14 protein-coding genes are annotated in these 16,527 nt (G+C 46.5%); all 14 read right to left on the bottom strand.

Features of this window, described 5'->3' with window-relative positions; translation table 11 throughout:
• Nucleotides 1-7: 7 nt before the first annotated feature.
• The 14 genes from ftsZ to E4K68_RS10885 all read right to left on the bottom strand — a co-directional run bounded on the left by ftsZ (nucleotide 8) and on the right by E4K68_RS10885 (nucleotide 16,526).
• Nucleotides 8-1,072, bottom strand: a complete 1,065-nt coding sequence (ftsZ, locus tag E4K68_RS10950) for a cell division protein FtsZ (RefSeq protein ID WP_135378962.1) — start codon at nucleotides 1,070-1,072, stop codon at nucleotides 8-10.
• Between the two features lie 310 nt (nucleotides 1,073-1,382).
• A complete protein-coding gene (locus E4K68_RS10945; protein WP_135378961.1) occupies nucleotides 1,383-1,712 on the bottom strand; it encodes a small basic family protein in 330 nt (109 codons plus the stop codon).
• An 18-nt stretch (nucleotides 1,713-1,730) separates the two neighbouring features.
• Nucleotides 1,731-2,456, bottom strand: coding sequence for a cell division protein FtsQ/DivIB (locus E4K68_RS10940; RefSeq protein WP_135378960.1), 726 nt, complete (start codon nucleotides 2,454-2,456; stop codon nucleotides 1,731-1,733).
• 178 nt (nucleotides 2,457-2,634) lie between these two features.
• Nucleotides 2,635-3,900, bottom strand: a complete 1,266-nt coding sequence (gene murA / locus E4K68_RS10935; RefSeq protein WP_135378959.1) for a UDP-N-acetylglucosamine 1-carboxyvinyltransferase — start codon at nucleotides 3,898-3,900, stop codon at nucleotides 2,635-2,637.
• Between the two features lie 82 nt (nucleotides 3,901-3,982).
• Nucleotides 3,983-4,867: a UDP-N-acetylmuramate dehydrogenase gene (murB, locus tag E4K68_RS10930; protein ID WP_199241746.1), complete on the bottom strand. Its 885-nt coding sequence runs from the start codon at nucleotides 4,865-4,867 to the stop codon at nucleotides 3,983-3,985.
• Nucleotides 4,782-5,636 carry a hypothetical protein gene (locus tag E4K68_RS10925; protein ID WP_243450339.1) on the bottom strand — a complete coding sequence of 285 codons (855 nt, stop codon included), beginning with the start codon at nucleotides 5,634-5,636 and terminating at the stop codon, nucleotides 4,782-4,784. Before E4K68_RS10925 ends, murB begins: the two co-directional genes overlap by 86 nt.
• A 96-nt stretch (nucleotides 5,637-5,732) precedes the next feature.
• Entirely contained in the window at nucleotides 5,733-6,842 is a 1,110-nt protein-coding gene (gene murG, locus E4K68_RS10920) for an undecaprenyldiphospho-muramoylpentapeptide beta-N-acetylglucosaminyltransferase (RefSeq protein WP_135378957.1), read from the bottom strand.
• 16 nt (nucleotides 6,843-6,858) lie between these two features.
• A complete protein-coding gene (gene ftsW / locus E4K68_RS10915; protein ID WP_135378956.1) occupies nucleotides 6,859-7,953 on the bottom strand; it encodes a putative lipid II flippase FtsW in 1,095 nt (364 codons plus the stop codon).
• 14 nt (nucleotides 7,954-7,967) lie between these two features.
• Entirely contained in the window at nucleotides 7,968-9,344 is a 1,377-nt protein-coding gene (gene murD / locus E4K68_RS10910; protein ID WP_135378955.1) for a UDP-N-acetylmuramoyl-L-alanine--D-glutamate ligase, read from the bottom strand.
• Nucleotides 9,345-9,922: 578 nt separating this feature from the next.
• A complete protein-coding gene (mraY, locus tag E4K68_RS10905) occupies nucleotides 9,923-10,930 on the bottom strand; it encodes a phospho-N-acetylmuramoyl-pentapeptide-transferase (protein ID WP_135378954.1) in 1,008 nt (335 codons plus the stop codon).
• A 15-nt stretch (nucleotides 10,931-10,945) separates the two neighbouring features.
• Nucleotides 10,946-12,367, bottom strand: a complete 1,422-nt coding sequence (gene murF, locus E4K68_RS10900; protein ID WP_135378953.1) for a UDP-N-acetylmuramoyl-tripeptide--D-alanyl-D-alanine ligase — start codon at nucleotides 12,365-12,367, stop codon at nucleotides 10,946-10,948.
• Nucleotides 12,348-13,835, bottom strand: a complete 1,488-nt coding sequence (locus E4K68_RS10895; protein ID WP_199241745.1) for a UDP-N-acetylmuramoyl-L-alanyl-D-glutamate--2,6-diaminopimelate ligase — start codon at nucleotides 13,833-13,835, stop codon at nucleotides 12,348-12,350. The genes murF and E4K68_RS10895 overlap by 20 nt, the downstream gene beginning before the upstream one ends.
• Nucleotides 13,836-13,935: 100 nt before the next feature.
• Nucleotides 13,936-15,990, bottom strand: coding sequence for a penicillin-binding transpeptidase domain-containing protein (locus E4K68_RS10890; RefSeq protein ID WP_135378951.1), 2,055 nt, complete (start codon nucleotides 15,988-15,990; stop codon nucleotides 13,936-13,938).
• A 53-nt stretch (nucleotides 15,991-16,043) separates the two neighbouring features.
• The gene (locus E4K68_RS10885) at nucleotides 16,044-16,526 is read right to left on the bottom strand and encodes a septum formation initiator (RefSeq protein WP_135378950.1); all 483 of its coding nucleotides are present in this window, start codon (nucleotides 16,524-16,526) and stop codon (nucleotides 16,044-16,046) included.
• Between the last annotated feature and the right edge of the window lies 1 nt (nucleotide 16,527).

Raw genomic sequence — 16,527 nt, 5'->3', positions numbered from 1 at the left:
ATCCGTGTTAACGACGTCTTCTCAAAAATTCTGGAATATCGATGTCGACTTCTGTTGCTGCTACAGGTTTAATAATGTTCTCCTGAGATTTTCCCGGTTCCAGCCCAAAGCCGCCCCATTGTTGATCAAATCCAGTGGCTATGACAGTTACTCGAAGTTCTTCCTTTAGGTTCTCATCGATAACTGCACCAAAGATGATATTCGCTTCTGGATCTGCAGCTTCTGCAATAATGCCTGCAGCCTCGTTGACTTCAAAGAGAGTTAAATTAATTCCACCAGTGATGTTGAGAAGCACTCCTTTAGCACCTTCAATAGAAGTTTCCAGCAACGGACTTGAAATTGCTTTACGAGCGGCATCTGCTGCACGATTTTCCCCTGTTGCCTGGCCAATACCCATCAGTGCAGACCCTGTATTCGACATAATGGTCTTGACATCGGCGAAGTCCAAATTTATCAGACCAGGAACTGCAATTAAATCTGAAATCCCTTGTACCCCTTGTCTCAGGACATCATCAGCTATGCGAAAAGCTTCATGGATCGTAGTATGCTTGTCCACCACTTGCAGCAAACGGTCATTCGGAATCGTTATGAGTGTATCCACTTTGCTTTTAAGCTCAGCAATTCCCTTTTCCGCTTGCATGGCCCGTTTACGGCCCTCAAAAGTGAACGGACGAGTGACCACGCCTACTGTGAGTGCTCCCATTTCCTTAGCCACTTCCGCAACGATAGGTGCCCCTCCTGTTCCCGTTCCGCCCCCCATCCCTGCTGTGACGAAGACCATATCCGCTCCCTTTAAGACTTTAGCGATTTCTTCACGGCTTTCTTCTGCCGCCTTAGCTCCGATTTCCGGATTTGCCCCTGCTCCCAGTCCTTTAGTTAACTTAATCCCTATTTGCACTTTTTGACCGGCACGTGATAGTTGTAAAGCCTGTGAATCAGTATTTACTGTAACAAAATCTACCCCTTGTAAGCCAGCGGTAATCATACGGTTCACCGCATTGTTTCCCCCACCACCAACACCGATCACCTTGATCTCTGCAAATTGGTTTAAATCAGTATCAAATTCTAGCATTTAGGCTTTAACCCCCTCGCTTCATTCTGAACTACTATACTTTGGATAAAGTACAGGTTATAACTAAATTCGAGTCTGCTGTTCAAACGCCGTAAGTAAAAAATAATCATTGCACTTATACAATTAGAGTTTTTTTCTTTCTACTGCTACTAATCGCGCTTTAAAACCTACCCATTAACGTGCAAAACTATACCTTTTTACCTTAAATGCACACATCATAATGAATTCTATGTGTTTATGCTTTATCCCTTTTTTTTAGTATAAAAATTTTCTAGGAATTTCTTCAACTTAATCATCTATTTAGTCCATATTACTTCTTTATTAGATGGCGTCGTATACTGCCCAAGTTTTGGAACAGACGAACACCAAATGCCAATACCGCTGCCAAGTAAAGATCAACCCCAATACGGTCTCCGACGTATGCCAAGAAAGCTGCTAGGAGCATGTTACTAAAAAAGCCTGTCAGAAACACCGCACTATCAAAATGATCCTCTTGTGCAGAACGTATTCCACCTAAGACCGAATCCAAAGCCGCAAGGATCCCCACAGATAAGTATTTAGCATATTCAATCGGGACTGAAAAAGGGCTGACATACCCAATTGCCAATCCTAAAACCAATCCCAAGAGTGGTAACCACATCTTCCAAATCCCCCCTGCTTAGCGGCCTATTACTGGTTTTGCCGCCGTGAAATCAATGTATCGTACCCCCTGTTGAAACGATTTATACCCTTTATCGTTAATAAGTTGAAAAAGCGCGTTCAATTTATCTTTCCAATCCTTAGCTTGTCCCAGGCGGACTTCGACCCCACTATTTAAATACAACGTCATTTGTTGGCTAGTATTTAAATGAAGTTCCCCAATCTGGGTAAGTAATTCTGGGGGGGCCTGTCCTAGCAGGCTTAATGCGGAAGTGAGGGAAGGATTCATTAAATTTTGCCCTGGTCCCACGGTATCCGTGAGATTAATTCCTGTGATGACAGGATGATCTGTCTTAGGCCAGCTCTCCAAACGGCGCAAGAAAAATCCTTGTGCATCCACCTCCAAGACCCCTTTGGGAACAACAACCAGGGCAACTGGAGTTCGTTCTGTTACCTGAATGACTAGGGTCTGAGGAAGTTTCCGTTGAAACTGAACACTCTGAACAAGCGGATGCAAGGAGATCTTATGACCAAGTCCCTGCTGATCAAGTAGAAACAAGTTTTGTCCTTGAATCCCGTAGGCCAGTTTTAAGATTTCGTTTTCCGGGATCAGCTTAAGCCCCTGTACCATTACGTGCTCAACCGCAAAAGCACTAGAACGTAAGAAAAGAGCTAAACCCAGTGAAAGCAAAATCGTCAAGACAACGACATAGAGAAAGGACGTATTTATTTTCTTGGGTTGCATTTCGCACTTCCTCCTTGTCCCAAGTATAACGAATACAGTCCTATTCTGTCATGCCTTTTTAAGAGAATTTTTTTGACAAAATAACCCCTTATCTCTCTATATACTCAGGACGTACTCTCCTTTAATTCATTCTAGCTGTACAACTGCCATTATTTGTAATGCTGATTTTCAAGACTTGCTACCCCTTTTGTGTAACACGCTGAAATCTTGCCCCTAAATGGCTATATTTCTCTTCTAAATTTTCATAGCCCCGATCAATGTAATCTACTTTTTCAAGAACGCTTGCATCCTCCGCTGCTAATGCAGCGAGAAAAAGCGCTGCTCCTGCCCGGAGATCTGTAGCCTCCACGAAGGCCCCTTCAAGGGTTTCGACTCCACGAATGACGGCCGTTCTTCCCTCAATTGTGATATGCGCTCCCATACGTCTTAACTCATCCACGTGCTGAAAGCGGTTTTCAAAGATCGTTTCCGTAATAATGCTAGTTCCTTCCGCACAGGATAACATCGCCATAAACTGTGGTTGCATATCAGTAGGAAATCCTGGGTAAGGCATTGTCTTAAGGTCCATACCGCGAATTCTCCCCCGTTGCTGAACACGAACCGAATCATCCTGAAGAGTTATAAGTGCACCTGCCTGACGTAACTTAGCAATAACAGGTTCCAAATGTTCCGGCACAACATTCTCAATCAGCACATCCCCTTCAGTCATGACCGCGGCAATCATATGCGTACCAGCTTCAATCCGATCTGGTATAACGGTATGTTCTGCTGGGTGGAGCGCCTCTACCCCGTCAATTCGAAGTACATCCATTCCCGCTCCACGTACTCTTGCTCCCATTTTGTTTAAGAAGTTTTGTAAATCAACAATTTCCGGTTCTCTTGCCGCATTGCGGATTACAGTGACTCCTTTTGCTAAAACTGCAGCCATCATGATATTTTCAGTAGCCCCTACACTAGGAACATCCAAGTAGACATCAGCGCCGTATAACCGATCCGCCCAGGCTTCAATATACCCATGTTTTTCTTTAACCTTAACCCCTAATTGTTCAAGTCCTTTGATGTGTTGATCCATCGGACGAGAACCAATAGCACACCCGCCTGGCCTTGATATTTTTACCTTTCCATAACGTGCTAGTAACGGGCCTAAAATAAGATTAGAAGCACGCATTTGCCGCATGAGTCCTTCATCAACATCACAGGAAGTTATGGCTCCGGCATTAATGAGCAAAGCCCCATTTTGACGTACTACCCCACAGCCCAGGTGCTCAAGTACTTCAATCATATGCTTAATATCAGCTAACGCAGGAATTTCTATCAAAGAAGACGTTCCTTTCGTTAGTAACGTTGCTGCCAGTAGGGGAAGGGAAGAGTTTTTTGCTCCACTTACTCGAATACTTCCTTCTAACCGTTGTTTTCCCGCGATAACATAGCGATCCATCGCCATAAAGCAACCCCCTTTTCTCCCATGTGATAATTCCTACTTTCTTTGATAGCTACAGATTCATTCTCAACCTTCTTGAAGAAGTCTATGAATTTGGCACAAGATACTCTACTTCAGTTTGCAAGGTGATTCCAAATTTCATCTGAATATCTCTCTGAATGGCATCCACTAGAGCCAGCACATCTGTTGACTTGGCCTTGCCCGTATTTACTATAAAATTGGCATGTTTATTCGAAACTTGAGCACCTCCAAAGGTTTTCCCTTTCCACCCCGCTGCTTCAATTAATCTGCCTGCTGAATCACCAGGTGGATTACGAAAAACACTGCCTGCATTAGGGTCCTCAAGCGGTTGATTGGCGGCCCTTTTAATAAGGTTTTCTCTCATCTCAATTAAAATCTTTTCACGATTTCCCGCTGAAAACGCAAGTTGAGCTTCCAATACCCATGCGTAACCACGCAAAGAACAAAAGCGATATGCAAATTCAAGCTCTGATCGTTCAAATTTCTTGATTTCCCCATCTGCACAAAGTGCGGTGACACTCAAAATATGCGGAGCCATTTCCCCTCCATGGGCACCAGCGTTCATCATAATGGCACCGCCAACAGATCCTGGAATTCCTCGAGCAAATTCAAGGCCACTCCACCCACGTTCACCCGCTTCTTGGGATAAACGTGCTAAAGTGTACCCCGCTTCAACCCGAACCGAATACTCCCCCCATTGAATCGCGCGAAGGGATGTAGTCACTATCGTAATTCCAGGGAGCCCCTCATCAGATACCAACAGATTCGAACCCTTCCCGATCAACCAAACCGGTATTTTTGCTTCCTGAGCACACTTCCACACGCTCAGCATATCATCCGTTGTATTAGGCCAATACACAGCCTCAGCGGGCCCACCAATCTTCCACGTAGTCAATTGGTGCAGCGGGTAATTTTTCTCCACACGCCCTGGCATTCCATCTAAAATCATCGTTGTTCCACCTCAAGTTGTCCGTCTTTATTATGTTATTGAAACTAGAACTGAGGGCCAACCTAATATCCAGCCAGGAAACTCCCAAATCTATGCACTGCGCAATGTTTTGGGCTGCTACTTCTTCATCCTTCAGGACTGGCCAACGAGGCAAATAGCCCACAAATTTCTGCCCCTCTTGTCCCTGATAAAAGTCAACTCCATTATCACGGACTCTCCAAGTTGCCTTATTATCAACCCGTGTAGCCTTTCTTCCCAACGAACTTTCTTCCTCTAATCCCACCATCCAGGACTCTGGGATCACCCAATGTAAGCCCTGCTTCCTTACGCAAAGCCATTTTCCATCTGCCTGTGGCCAGAGTATAGTCGGTTCAAACCCTGCCTCATCTAAAACATGCCCCAACAAAGGCCGCTCTTGAATAAAAACAGTCGGTTCAGGAATCCTGATAAGGATTTCGTCATGCAAAATAGTATGTATAAACGATTGAATAGATTGCTGTCTTAAACCTTGAGCGATTGCCCTTTCTCGCCAGTACTCATATTCAGTCCCCTCTGACCAGAATACTAATTCTGTCGCAGGACCTGATTCCGTAAATCCATGATCTATCGGCTTTTCTAGCCAAGTTTCTGTAAATTCGGAGGTAAACTTCTCCCTTGCTGGGTCAATCTCAAGGAATTCCAGCTGAATCTCTTTTAACACGGCCCGAACTCCGTCTATTCCAGGGGCCGCAGAAGAAGCTATCAATTGTATTTTTCGCTTCGGCCACACCCTGCTCACTCCTTTCATTTGCCTACTGCCATATGCTATGCATTGGAGTAAAAAGGTGTGAGCAGGTGGGTTCAAAAGGGATTATCTTACACTAGATCAGTGCCATGCAGTAGCTCTACATAGGTCGACAATTTTATTCAAAGCTTGTGGTTGCGCCAGCGTCTGGACAGCAGTTCCCATTTTAGCGAGAAGCTTAGGTTGAGAAATCAACCCCTCCACTTCCTTCCACAGGCGTTCCCCATCCAATTCACGATCCAAAATAATTCGAGCTGCGCCCGCTTGCACCATGGCTTGAGCATTATGTTCTTGATGATTTTCTGCAGCAAATGGATAGGGAATCAGAATGCTCGGAATACCTGCAACCTGCATCTCAGCTAAGGATGCCGCCCCAGCCCGACCAATGCAGATATCCGAACAGGCTAAGGCTTCTGGCATAGCGTTCAAATACTCAAGGATCCGCCACTCTGGACGTTCCCAAGAGATTCCTCTTTTCTTAAACTCCTCAATAGTTTCCATATATGTCGTTTTTCCAGTCGCCCAAATCACCTGAATGTCCGAACGCTGGGCCAGATGTTCCAAAACCCCAATCATAGCCTGATTTAACGTGCGTGCCCCTCTGCTTCCCCCTGTCACAAGCAAGGTCAAACGATTGGGTCGTAGCTTAAAGTGCTTTGCCCCAACCTCACGGGATACCTTTCCTATTTCCGGACGGACCGGCAACCCTACGAGCTCCAGCTTCTTTTTGACACTAAAATGCTCCATACTTTCGGGAAACGTTAACATAACACGTCGTACAACCCGCGCAAGAATACGATTAGTGATTCCAGGCAAGGCATTCTGTTCATGAAGTAACGTCGGAATATTAAACAGGGCAGCGGTCAACACAACTGGCCCTGACACATATCCCCCAGTTCCTACTACGAGATCCGGGTGAAAATGACGCAAAAGTTTCTTCGTCTCCCACAAGGCCTTGACACTTTGCCCTAAAACTTTAATAGTATCCAAACTTAAGCGGCGCGGAAGGCCTTTCCCAGAAATCCCAGCAAAAGCGATACCCGCCTCTGGCACCAAACGTGCTTCCATTCCGTCCCGAATTCCCACATAGAGGATTTGAGTCTCGTCATCACGCGCCAACAACCCTTTGGCAATGGCTAAAGCTGGATAAATATGCCCACCTGTTCCACCACCCGTCAACATCACACGCACTTTATATACCCCTTTCTTACCTTACTTCTCGGGAAATGTTCAGCAGCACTCCAACACCTAGCATTGTAAAGACAAGCGATGTCCCACCATAACTTATAAAAGGTAACGTGATCCCTGTCACCGGCAATACCCCGCTAACAACGCCCATGTTAATCATTGCCTGAATACACACCATAGCGGTTAAACCAACCGCGAGAAAGCCCGTAAAGGCATCAGGGGCCCTCATAGCCACTCGAAACCCACGCCATGCGAAAAGGAAAAAGAGTAACACAACCAAAGACGCACCAATAAAACCAAGTTCCTCGCCTATCATAGCAAAGATGAAGTCCGTATGGTTTTCCGGCAAATAAAGAAACTTCTGGCGGCTTTGTCCTAAGCCCAAACCAAACAATCCACCCGGTCCCAAGGCTAAGAGCGCCTGAATGGTCTGATATCCATTTCCCAACGGGTCAGACCAAGGATCCATAAAAGCAAAAATACGTCTCATACGATAGGGAGCTGCGGCAATCGCTAACACCACTAAACCAAGCCCTGTCCCCGCAAGAGAGACAATATGTCTAACCTGTGCTCCTGCAGAAATCAACATAAAAAAAGTAGTGGCTGCAATGACTAGAGTCGTTCCAAGGTCTGGTTGGAGCATTATCAGACCTGCAATTACCCCCATCAAGCCGAGAATGGGCAGAACCCCTTTACGAAACGATTGAATTTTATGAGGGTCAAGAGCTAATACATGGGCCATCACCAACACCATGGAAAGCTTAATGACTTCGGAAGGCTGAATCGACAACGGCCCCAGACCGATCCAACGGTCAGCGCCATTGACTCTGCGCCCGATTCCCGGGATTTTGACTGCAATCAGTAAGGCAATCGCAATGTAAAGGGCAGGCTTGGCAAATCTGCGCAACATTCGCAAATCTACCAACAAGCTCAAGATCATCGCCACGAGTCCCATAGCAACCCACATTACCTCCATTTTCAGAAAGTGATAGGGGTCATCAAACTGTATGTACCCTCTGACAGCACTTGAACTGTAAACCATAACAAACCCTATTCCCAACAGAGCCAAAATCGCTCCAAGCAAGACCAGATCCGGTCGATGAAGCCTTCGCATGTATAGTTCCCCCTTTATAGTTGAATGGGTTCCCTATAATGCCTACGCACTAACTCCTTAAACAATTCCCCTCTTTCCTCATAACTTTTGAACATATCCCAACTTGTACAGGCAGGAGATAATAAAACAACATCACCAGCTATCGCCTCAGATATCGCTCTCTCTACTCCATCCCCAAAACTTGTCGCTCTGATAATAGTCTTTACCCCTTCATCCCGGGCGGCTTGCTCCATCTCATCGGCAGCTTGCCCCAATAAAACAAGACTTTTGACCTTATCACGAACAACTTTCATAAAATCATGAAAATCAAGACCTTTGTTCTTTCCCCCAGCAATTAGAACCAAGGGTTCATCAAAAGCCAATAAAGCCTTGGTTGCAGCATCCGTATTTGTCCCTTTGGAATCATTCACAAAGAGAATTCCCTCAAACATTCCCACAATTTCCTCTCGATGCTCCACTCCTTTGAACTGGCGAAGCCCATCCGCGATCTCAGTCCATGAAAGACCTAACGCCCTCGCTGCTGCCGCAGCAGCCATAACATTTTCCAAATTATGAGCCCCTCGGAGCTGAAGTTCTTTGCGGGAAATAATAGGGATCATAGTTCTCTTATCCTTTTCCGCGTAAACAATCTGTTCGTGCCAGAGACTAATCCCATCTTGTAAAAAAGAGGTCGGGCTAAAGTACATAATACGGCTTTTCAATTTAGGTCCCAAATCACGCACTAAAGGGTCATCCCAATTCAAAATTGCCAAATCAGTTGCCGTTTGATTTTTGAAAATTTGGGCTTTAGCAAAAAGGTAATTCTCTAAGGAGCCATGTCTATCTAAATGATCTGGTGTAAGATTTAGCAAAATTGCTACATGAACACGGAGTTTATCGCTAAACTCCAATTGAAAACTGGAAAGCTCAGCCACTGCAATACCGGTCTCATCCATCCCGGCTACTTGCCCACTTAAAGCCACTCCAATATTCCCAGCAACCGTCGTGGGGCGGCCCGTTAGCTTTGCCAATTCACCGATCAAAGTCGTCGTCGTCGTTTTCCCATTCGTACCAGTAACCCCAATACAAAGAGCAGGGCAATCATACATAGCAAGCTCGACTTCACTCCACACAGGCACGTTTAGGGAAATCCCCTCCTGAACCAAAGAAAGCTTTGGAGATACCCCTGGCGATAAAACAATAAGTTCAGGATTAATCTCCGTAAATTCCGGCACCCTGCCAACAAGCAAATGATCCGGATCAAGTCCCAACCCCTCAACACCGGTGAGCTGCTCCAGCACCTTATTATCCGTCAGAAAAACCTCCGCCCCCAAACGCCGAAGCTGCTGAACAGCCGCCTGCCCACTTAAGCCTGCACCGATAACTAAAACACGTTTATTCAACCAATTCACGTTAATAAACCTCCGCTTAATTAATCTAGCTCTATTCGTATCTCATTGTCATACTCTTATAATTTCATTCCCTTTGCAAGACCAAAATACTACCCAAAACCGATGCATAGATAATATATAAGGACAATTCTTGGTGTAATTGCGAATGAGTCAAGGAATTTCCTACCCCAAAGAAGCAAGCAACTGACCCGTTCCCACGTTCCCGCCATTCCCCCAAAGACGCAAACAGCCCCCAAGTCGTTCCAACCCCCGTCGGCCAAGCCTAGAGGAAGTTTCTTGACTTAGAGAGCGGGCTTTAGCGCAATTGCGTCAATGAACGTAGGCCATTAGGCGTTAAGAACCGCAACGGGACTTGTCCATGGATGGACTGATGCCGCGGTGCCAAGGATGGCAAGGAGCGGCGAACATGCAGGAAGCCCAGAGGTTTTGCATTTCAGCCTCATCGGCAAGCGAATAGCGATTGAGCGTGTGCGAACACGATAGTCTCCGGTGGAGATTATCGCCGAAGGCGCTGACCCAAAACGAACACATACCGCCGTAGGATGCTAAGACACTTTCTCCGCACTTCCTCCAGTGCCCTACCCCAACGTCGGCATATATGCAACAACCCCAAGCACTGCGCAAGCCAGCGCAGCAGCCCAAAAAACGAGGACCACTTTCCACTCACCCCAGCCCCCGAGCTCAAAGTGATGATGAAGCGGGCTCATCCGAAAGACCCGTTTCCCTGTAGTTTGAAAGGAAATAACCTGAATGATCACCGAGAGTGCCTCCACCGCGAATAATCCTCCGATTATTATAAGCACCAATTCGCTTTTCGTGAGTACTGCTAGGCAAGCTAAGGCTCCACCCAAGGCCAGAGACCCTGTATCTCCCATGAATACACGGGCTGGATACGTATTAAAACGCAAAAATCCCAGACAACCGCCCACCAAGGCGGCCGCAAATACAGCCATATCCGTCTCATGCGCCAAAACCGCAACTCCACCCCCTTGAATAGCGGCCAGCAGAGCAATAACAATATAGCCTATTCCAGCAAACATAGTACTTCCCGCAGCCAAACCGTCTAACCCATCGGTGAGATTAACAGCGTTGGTCATGACCACGATCACAAACGAAATTAGAACATAGTAAAACCAACTAAGCTCCAAGTGTATTGACGTGAACGGTATAGCAATATCCGTTCCTCTCCCAAGCCAATGGACGGAAATCCACATGAGAAGAAAGGCCAGGCCAAACTGCCCAATAAGTTTTTGATAAGCTCGTAGCCCTAAGGAACGATGCATCACTACTTTTATAAAATCATCAATGAAGCCAATTAAACCAAAACCTAGCGTGATTCCCACCAACGTTACCATTTCCAAAGAGGTGGGTTGTTCTGCCGAAATCAAAGCACTGGCAATAATACCGACAAGAAAAATAATACCACCCATTGTTGGGGTTCCGGCCTTTTTCAAGTGTCTTTTAGGGCCATCATCGCGTACAGTTTGACCGAACTTAAGGATCCTTAAGACCGGTATCAAAAAAGGGCTCAGGACCAACGTGATGATAAGGGCTAATCCTGCTGCCAAGACCAAACGCTCAGACATTTGTTATTCCATCCTTTACTCTGATCTTTCAAGTTTCACTGTGATCTCTTCCATTTTCATCCCTCGCGACCCTTTGATCAAGACCCATACCTCAGGTCCGAAGAGCGCGAGGAAATCCCGGGCTTTCGCGACAGCTTCTATAGTCGTGGCCGTCACCGTGATATGATCTTCTGGGTATCCTGCTAACCGAGCCCCTTGGGCAATTTCTTCGGCCAATTTGCCCACAGTGATTAATTCACAGATTTCCAGATTCGCTAAAGTTCGTCCGACTTCACGATGTCCCGACTCCACCGAAGTTCCCAGCTCATACATATCTCCCAAAATAGCGAGGGTCTTGTGTCCACCCGCTCGCTCCTTAAGAACTCGTAATGAAGCCTGCATCGAAACCGGATTTGCGTTATAGACATCACTAATCAAGGTCGTTTCAAAAAGACCCTGCCGTATCTCCAACCGCATTTTAGACAATTCCAACTCACCAAGTCCAATACATCCCTCAGCGAGCGACACGCCAAAAGCAGTGCCCACGGCCAGTGCTGCTAATGCATCCAATACATTGTGTTGACCAGGTAGCGGTAGATTAGCAGTAGCCTTTTCAGTCTGGAAGCTTACGTCAAATGTCGTCCCTAAAGCCCCCCACGGTCGAAGCTGAGTCCCTTTAATATGTGGCAGGGCAAACGAACCTTCGATGCCATAGAAACTAATTGAATGCAAATCGTTCCTTGCCTTTTTAACTGAATATGAGTCTTCAGCGTTGATTATGGCGATACCATCTTCCGGCAGGGCCTCGATTAACTCCCACTTAGCCTGTGCAATGCGCTCCTGGGTCAGTAAAAGTTCTAGATGGGTTGTCCCGATATTGGTGATCACCCCAATATCGGGCTTTGCGATTTCACATAAAGCTTTGATCTCACCCAAGCCCCGCATTCCCATCTCGAGAACCAAGATTTCAGTCCCTAGCGGCGCATTGAGGACCGTTAATGGCAGCCCCAATTCGTTATTATGGTTTTCTCTATTGCGATGAACGCGAAATCGCCGTGACAAGACTGCAGTGATCATGTCCTTGGTGGTAGTTTTCCCATTGCTCCCTGTGACTCCAACCACCATAGCACCTAACTCCAAACGCCAAGCTTTCGCTAATTTCTGGAGTGTCTCAAACACTGACTTGACGAGCAGAAGCGCCTTACCCTTCGGAACGAAAGGACTCTTTTCCTTACCCTCAAAGTGAGCTTCTTCTGCAATGACCAGAACCGCCCCTTTACTCCAGGCAGCCTCAATATAATCATGGCCGTCAACCTGTTCCCCAGGCAAGGCGAAAAACATCTCCCCGCCTTGGGCTTGACGACTATCAATAATACACCCTTGAACCTCTAGATTAGGGTTTCCGATCATTCTCCCTTGAGCGATCTGAGCTACCTCTTCAACGGTCCACTTGCTCATATCCTAACCCCCTCAACGCTTCGCGCGCCACTTCCCTATCATCAAACGCATGAACTTCAGTACCGAAGATCTGGTACGTTTCATGTCCTTTGCCAGCAATCAGAATCGTATCTCCTGATTTCGCCATTCGGCAAGCACCCCAAATGGCTTCCCGCCGATCTCTCAGTATAACAAAATCCACTCCAGAAATCCCCTTGTGAATCTCTCTAAAAATTTGATTTGGATCTTCAGTCCGGGGATTATCTGAAGTCACTATGACGAAATCACTTCCTCGTGATGCAACCTCCCCCATCAGCGGTCGTTTACTCCGATCTCGGTCTCCCCCACACCCAAAGACTGTGATAAGCTTTCCTTTGGTAAATCCCCGAGCCGTTCGCACAACATTTTCTAGGCCATCTGGCGTATGAGCATAATCCACGATAACTTGGAAGGGTTGACCAAGTCGAACACTCTCGAAACGACCTGGTACCCCAACGATCTCTGCCAGGGCCTCCGCGACAATCGCCTTATCGTACCCGCGTTCAACTCCCCAAACAAACGCTGCTAAGGCATTGTAGACGCTAAAAACCCCTGGCGTCGCATACCAGATCTTTTGAACCTCATCTCGAAAGTGTACCTGAAAATGCACACCCTCTGTAGTTACTTCGACGTTCTCAGCCCGATAATCCACGGCATTATTAATCCCATAACTCACAACCGGAGCAGACGAAGCTTGACTCAGTTTTGAAAATGCAGGATCATCCCCATTTAAAATACTAATCTTGGGCTGCTTTACTCCTGTAAGATTTGAAAACAGCTGGGATTTGGCAAAAAGATAGTCCTCCATTGTCTTATGATAATCCAAATGATCTTGTGTCAAATTCGTAAAAATACCGACATCAAATTCACAGCCCGCAACGCGTCCTAGATCCAAGGCATGTGATGACACTTCCATCACCGCCAGACTTACCCCTTCGGCAACCATCTCTCCCAGAAGCTTTTGAACTTCAATAGCCTCTGGGGTAGTCCTTTCCCCTGGAATCTCCCGTCCATTGATCCTAGAACCCAACGTTCCGATTAAACCGACTTTTTTGCCATGCTTTGAAGCGATTTTCTCAATAAGATAAGTAATCGTCGTTTTCCCATTCGTCCCCGTCACACCGACCAATTCCAATTGTTCACAAGGGTTGTCATAAATATTAGCGGCTATTGATCCCATAATTTGGCGCACATTGGACACTTTCACTTGCGGAACATCGAGTGGCAAAAACCGTTCAACAACCAATGCCACAGCTCCTGATGCGACTGCACCGGCCGCAAAGTCATGGCCATCCGCTTGAAATCCTGGTACGCAAGCGTAAAGATCACCTGGCAGAATTTGCCGTGAATCCATTGACATCCCAGTAACCATTACTTGAAAGTCCCCAGATGAGGACTGAACCTCAATTCCTTTTAATATTTCTAACAGTGATTTTGCTGCTGTGGGCATCCTTATCATCCTTTCTAAATTTTTCTAAAAAGAAAAACTTAATAATTTAACTTAAAATTATTATTGACAAATTCCCGCTCTAACAGACTTAAACCAGCGATTAGCGTCCAAGTGGGCTTGCAGAAATCGGAACACGTCCTGACAGATTGCGCATCGCTACAATATCCTCATCCTCATCTTCCCACCAATGGGCAAGCGTCGGAGCGGATGCATCCTTTCCTAGATAGAGAAGTACATTTGATCCAGCCTCTACTTGCGCATCCCCATGTGGAACTTGATCAAGAACCACTTCACCCTGACCCTCCGTAATCCCTTTAAACCCGGCTTGAGTCAAAACCTTTTCCGCTTCGGCTAAAGGAAGGCCTAAGACAGAAGGAACGGCAGCTGCCTTCTTAATAGGCGGGAATTCCAGACCAGGCATAGGTTTTCCTGGTATCATTGGCGCCTGAGGATCTGGTTTAATACCGAGGTATCTTAAGGAATCGAGCATAACACTTTGGACTACAGGGCATGCGACAACTCCACCATAAAACGGCACACCATCAATCACGGCGAGCGTAACTAGCCGTGGTTTATCTGCAGGGGCAAACGCCACAAATGAAGCGACATACTCCCCTTGAACATACCCTCCATTGACTACTTTTTGCGCTGTCCCCGTTTTTCCAGCCACACGATAGCCAGGCAGAAAGGACCGCCGCCCAGTTCCATTGGTCACAACTGATTCTAAAACTTCGCGTTCTAATTTTGAGGTATCCTCGCTGATGACGCGTCGGATTTCTTCTTTTTCAAAGGGGGTAACAACCCTTCCGCTAGGGCCGACAATGTCTTTCACCAATTGTGGTTTCATGAGAGTTCCACCGTTGGCAACTGCTGAAACCGCCGTCAATAGTTGAATAGGAGTGACGTTATTCGTTTGCCCAATAGACATCGTCGCCAAATCAAGGGCGGTCGCTTTTTTCTTATTTGCCAGAATGCCTAGCGCTTCACCAGACATCTCAATTTTTGTTTTCTGGCCGAAACCGAAATCACGAAGATATTTATAGAACGCATCCATCCCGAGGCGTTGTCCCATTTCGATAAAACCCGGATTGCAGGAATTTTCGGCAACTTGTAAGTATGTTTGGTCACCATGCCCTCCTGCCTTCCAGCAACGAACGTTTTTTCCCAGAACAGTATAAGCTCCTTTATCGAAATAGTGCTCTGTTAGCTTTATTTTCTTTTCCTCAAGCGCGGCTGCAAGGGTAATGATCTTAAAGGTGGACCCTGGTTCATAGCCATTCTGTATCGCAATATTACGCCTTGTCGTGGGATCAGATTCCTGATAACGATTCGGATCAAACGTTGGTGCCGAAGCAAGTGCAAGCAATTCTCCTGTATTGGGATCCATCACTAGGATAGACGCATTTTTGGGTGCCTGCCCATTCATGTTTACACCCTGACCAGACATCAACTTTTGCAACTCCCGTTCGGCAAAAGCTTGGATATTTTTATCAATAGTCAGCCGCACAGTGTTCCCTTGTTTAGGGGCTAAGTACTGATGCTCTGCTTGAGGAAGAGGAATCCCATTGGCACCAAATTCTTGGAGGATACTACCTGGAATCCCTTTCAGCTCGGATTCCCTGGTTAACTCTATCCCTTCCAGACCCTGATTGTCAATTCCAGCATATCCTATTATATGTGCTGCAAGTGTCCCGCTGGGGTAATATCGTTGACTGTCCTCAGTTGTGCCTATTCCAGGTAAGGATAACGCACGCACTTGGGCCGCGACTTCTGGTTTAACCCGCTTTTGAACGTATTCTAACGCTGTCCGTTTCGTAATATGTGCTTCGACCTCTGCAACAGGTTGCCCTAAAAGTTGGGACAAGGTCAGAGCCATCTCTTTGGCTCGACCGGACTGCCTAACCTCTGCCGGTATTGCATAAACTGTTTCGCTACTTACGCTCATTGCTAAAACGTTCCCTTGTCGATCCTCAATATTTCCACGTTTAGGCGCAACAGGAACACCACGGAAATGAGAATCATCCGCCTTCTTACGCAAATCCGCCCCCTGACTAAGTTGGACGAAACCTAATCGAATGATTAAGACAACTAAAAAGAGACAAACACACAAAAAAAGAAAAGCGATTCGTTTACGCATGACAACAAAAGGACTCACAAGTCCTCACCCCCACCTTTTCGGGGTCTCCGCGTACCCAAAGCGCCATTCTCTTAACGTTGTGTTGAAGCAAAAAAGCCAGTAAAAGTTTGCAAAAATTGATTAAGTGCAGTAGGTTTAGCCACAGTGGGTTGGTTTGCCACTTGGGTCGGCGGAGTCCCCTTTTGATTTTTGACCGCAGGCATTGCACCTGCCACATACACTTTCCCTGTAGGTTTTTCCATGCCCATAGAGATTGCTACACTCTCAATTCGACTCACTGCACGAAGTTTGTCAGCCTCCATCTGCAGAAGGTCTTTCTGTGCTTTAATCGTAGCAATCTCCTTTTCCAAGGATCGAACTTTTGCTCCTTCGACGACAGTCAGTTGAATCGTTTCCGCCCCGATTGCACCCGTCAGCCCAACAATGAAGGCCAATGCCATGACGCTCTTTAATTTGGCGTGCCGTTTCTCTCTTTTGGCGGATCGAGGCTTTCTCTCGATGGATCTTTGCTTTAATGGTTCCTGCCATTCTACTTTTTCCTGCGCCACTACCAAG

It is taken from the genome of Desulfosporosinus sp. Sb-LF, assembly GCF_004766055.1.
Taxonomy (GTDB): Bacteria; Bacillota; Desulfitobacteriia; order Desulfitobacteriales; family Desulfitobacteriaceae; genus Desulfosporosinus.
Note: the sequence above shows the minus strand (reverse complement) of the source record. Positions and strands in the feature narration are given on the sequence as shown.

Bases quoted from the DNA above. Each gene is read 5' to 3' on its own strand.
- murB (WP_199241746.1), bottom strand. From the start codon at position 4,867: ATGATTTTAGATGGAATGCCAGGGCGTGTGGAGAAAAATTACCCGCTG.
- E4K68_RS10895 (WP_199241745.1), bottom strand. From the start codon at position 13,835: ATGCCCACAGCAGCAAAATCACTGTTAGAAATATTAAAAGGAATTGAG.
- E4K68_RS10945 (WP_135378961.1), bottom strand. From the start codon at position 1,712: ATGTGGTTACCACTCTTGGGATTGGTTTTAGGATTGGCAATTGGGTAT.
- murA (WP_135378959.1), bottom strand. From the start codon at position 3,900: ATGGCGATGGATCGCTATGTTATCGCGGGAAAACAACGGTTAGAAGGA.
- murF (WP_135378953.1), bottom strand. From the start codon at position 12,367: ATGAGCAAGTGGACCGTTGAAGAGGTAGCTCAGATCGCTCAAGGGAGA.
- ftsZ (WP_135378962.1), bottom strand. From the start codon at position 1,072: ATGCTAGAATTTGATACTGATTTAAACCAATTTGCAGAGATCAAGGTG.
- ftsW (WP_135378956.1), bottom strand. From the start codon at position 7,953: ATGCGAAGGCTTCATCGACCGGATCTGGTCTTGCTTGGAGCGATTTTG.
- E4K68_RS10940 (WP_135378960.1), bottom strand. From the start codon at position 2,456: ATGCAACCCAAGAAAATAAATACGTCCTTTCTCTATGTCGTTGTCTTG.
- mraY (WP_135378954.1), bottom strand. From the start codon at position 10,930: ATGTCTGAGCGTTTGGTCTTGGCAGCAGGATTAGCCCTTATCATCACG.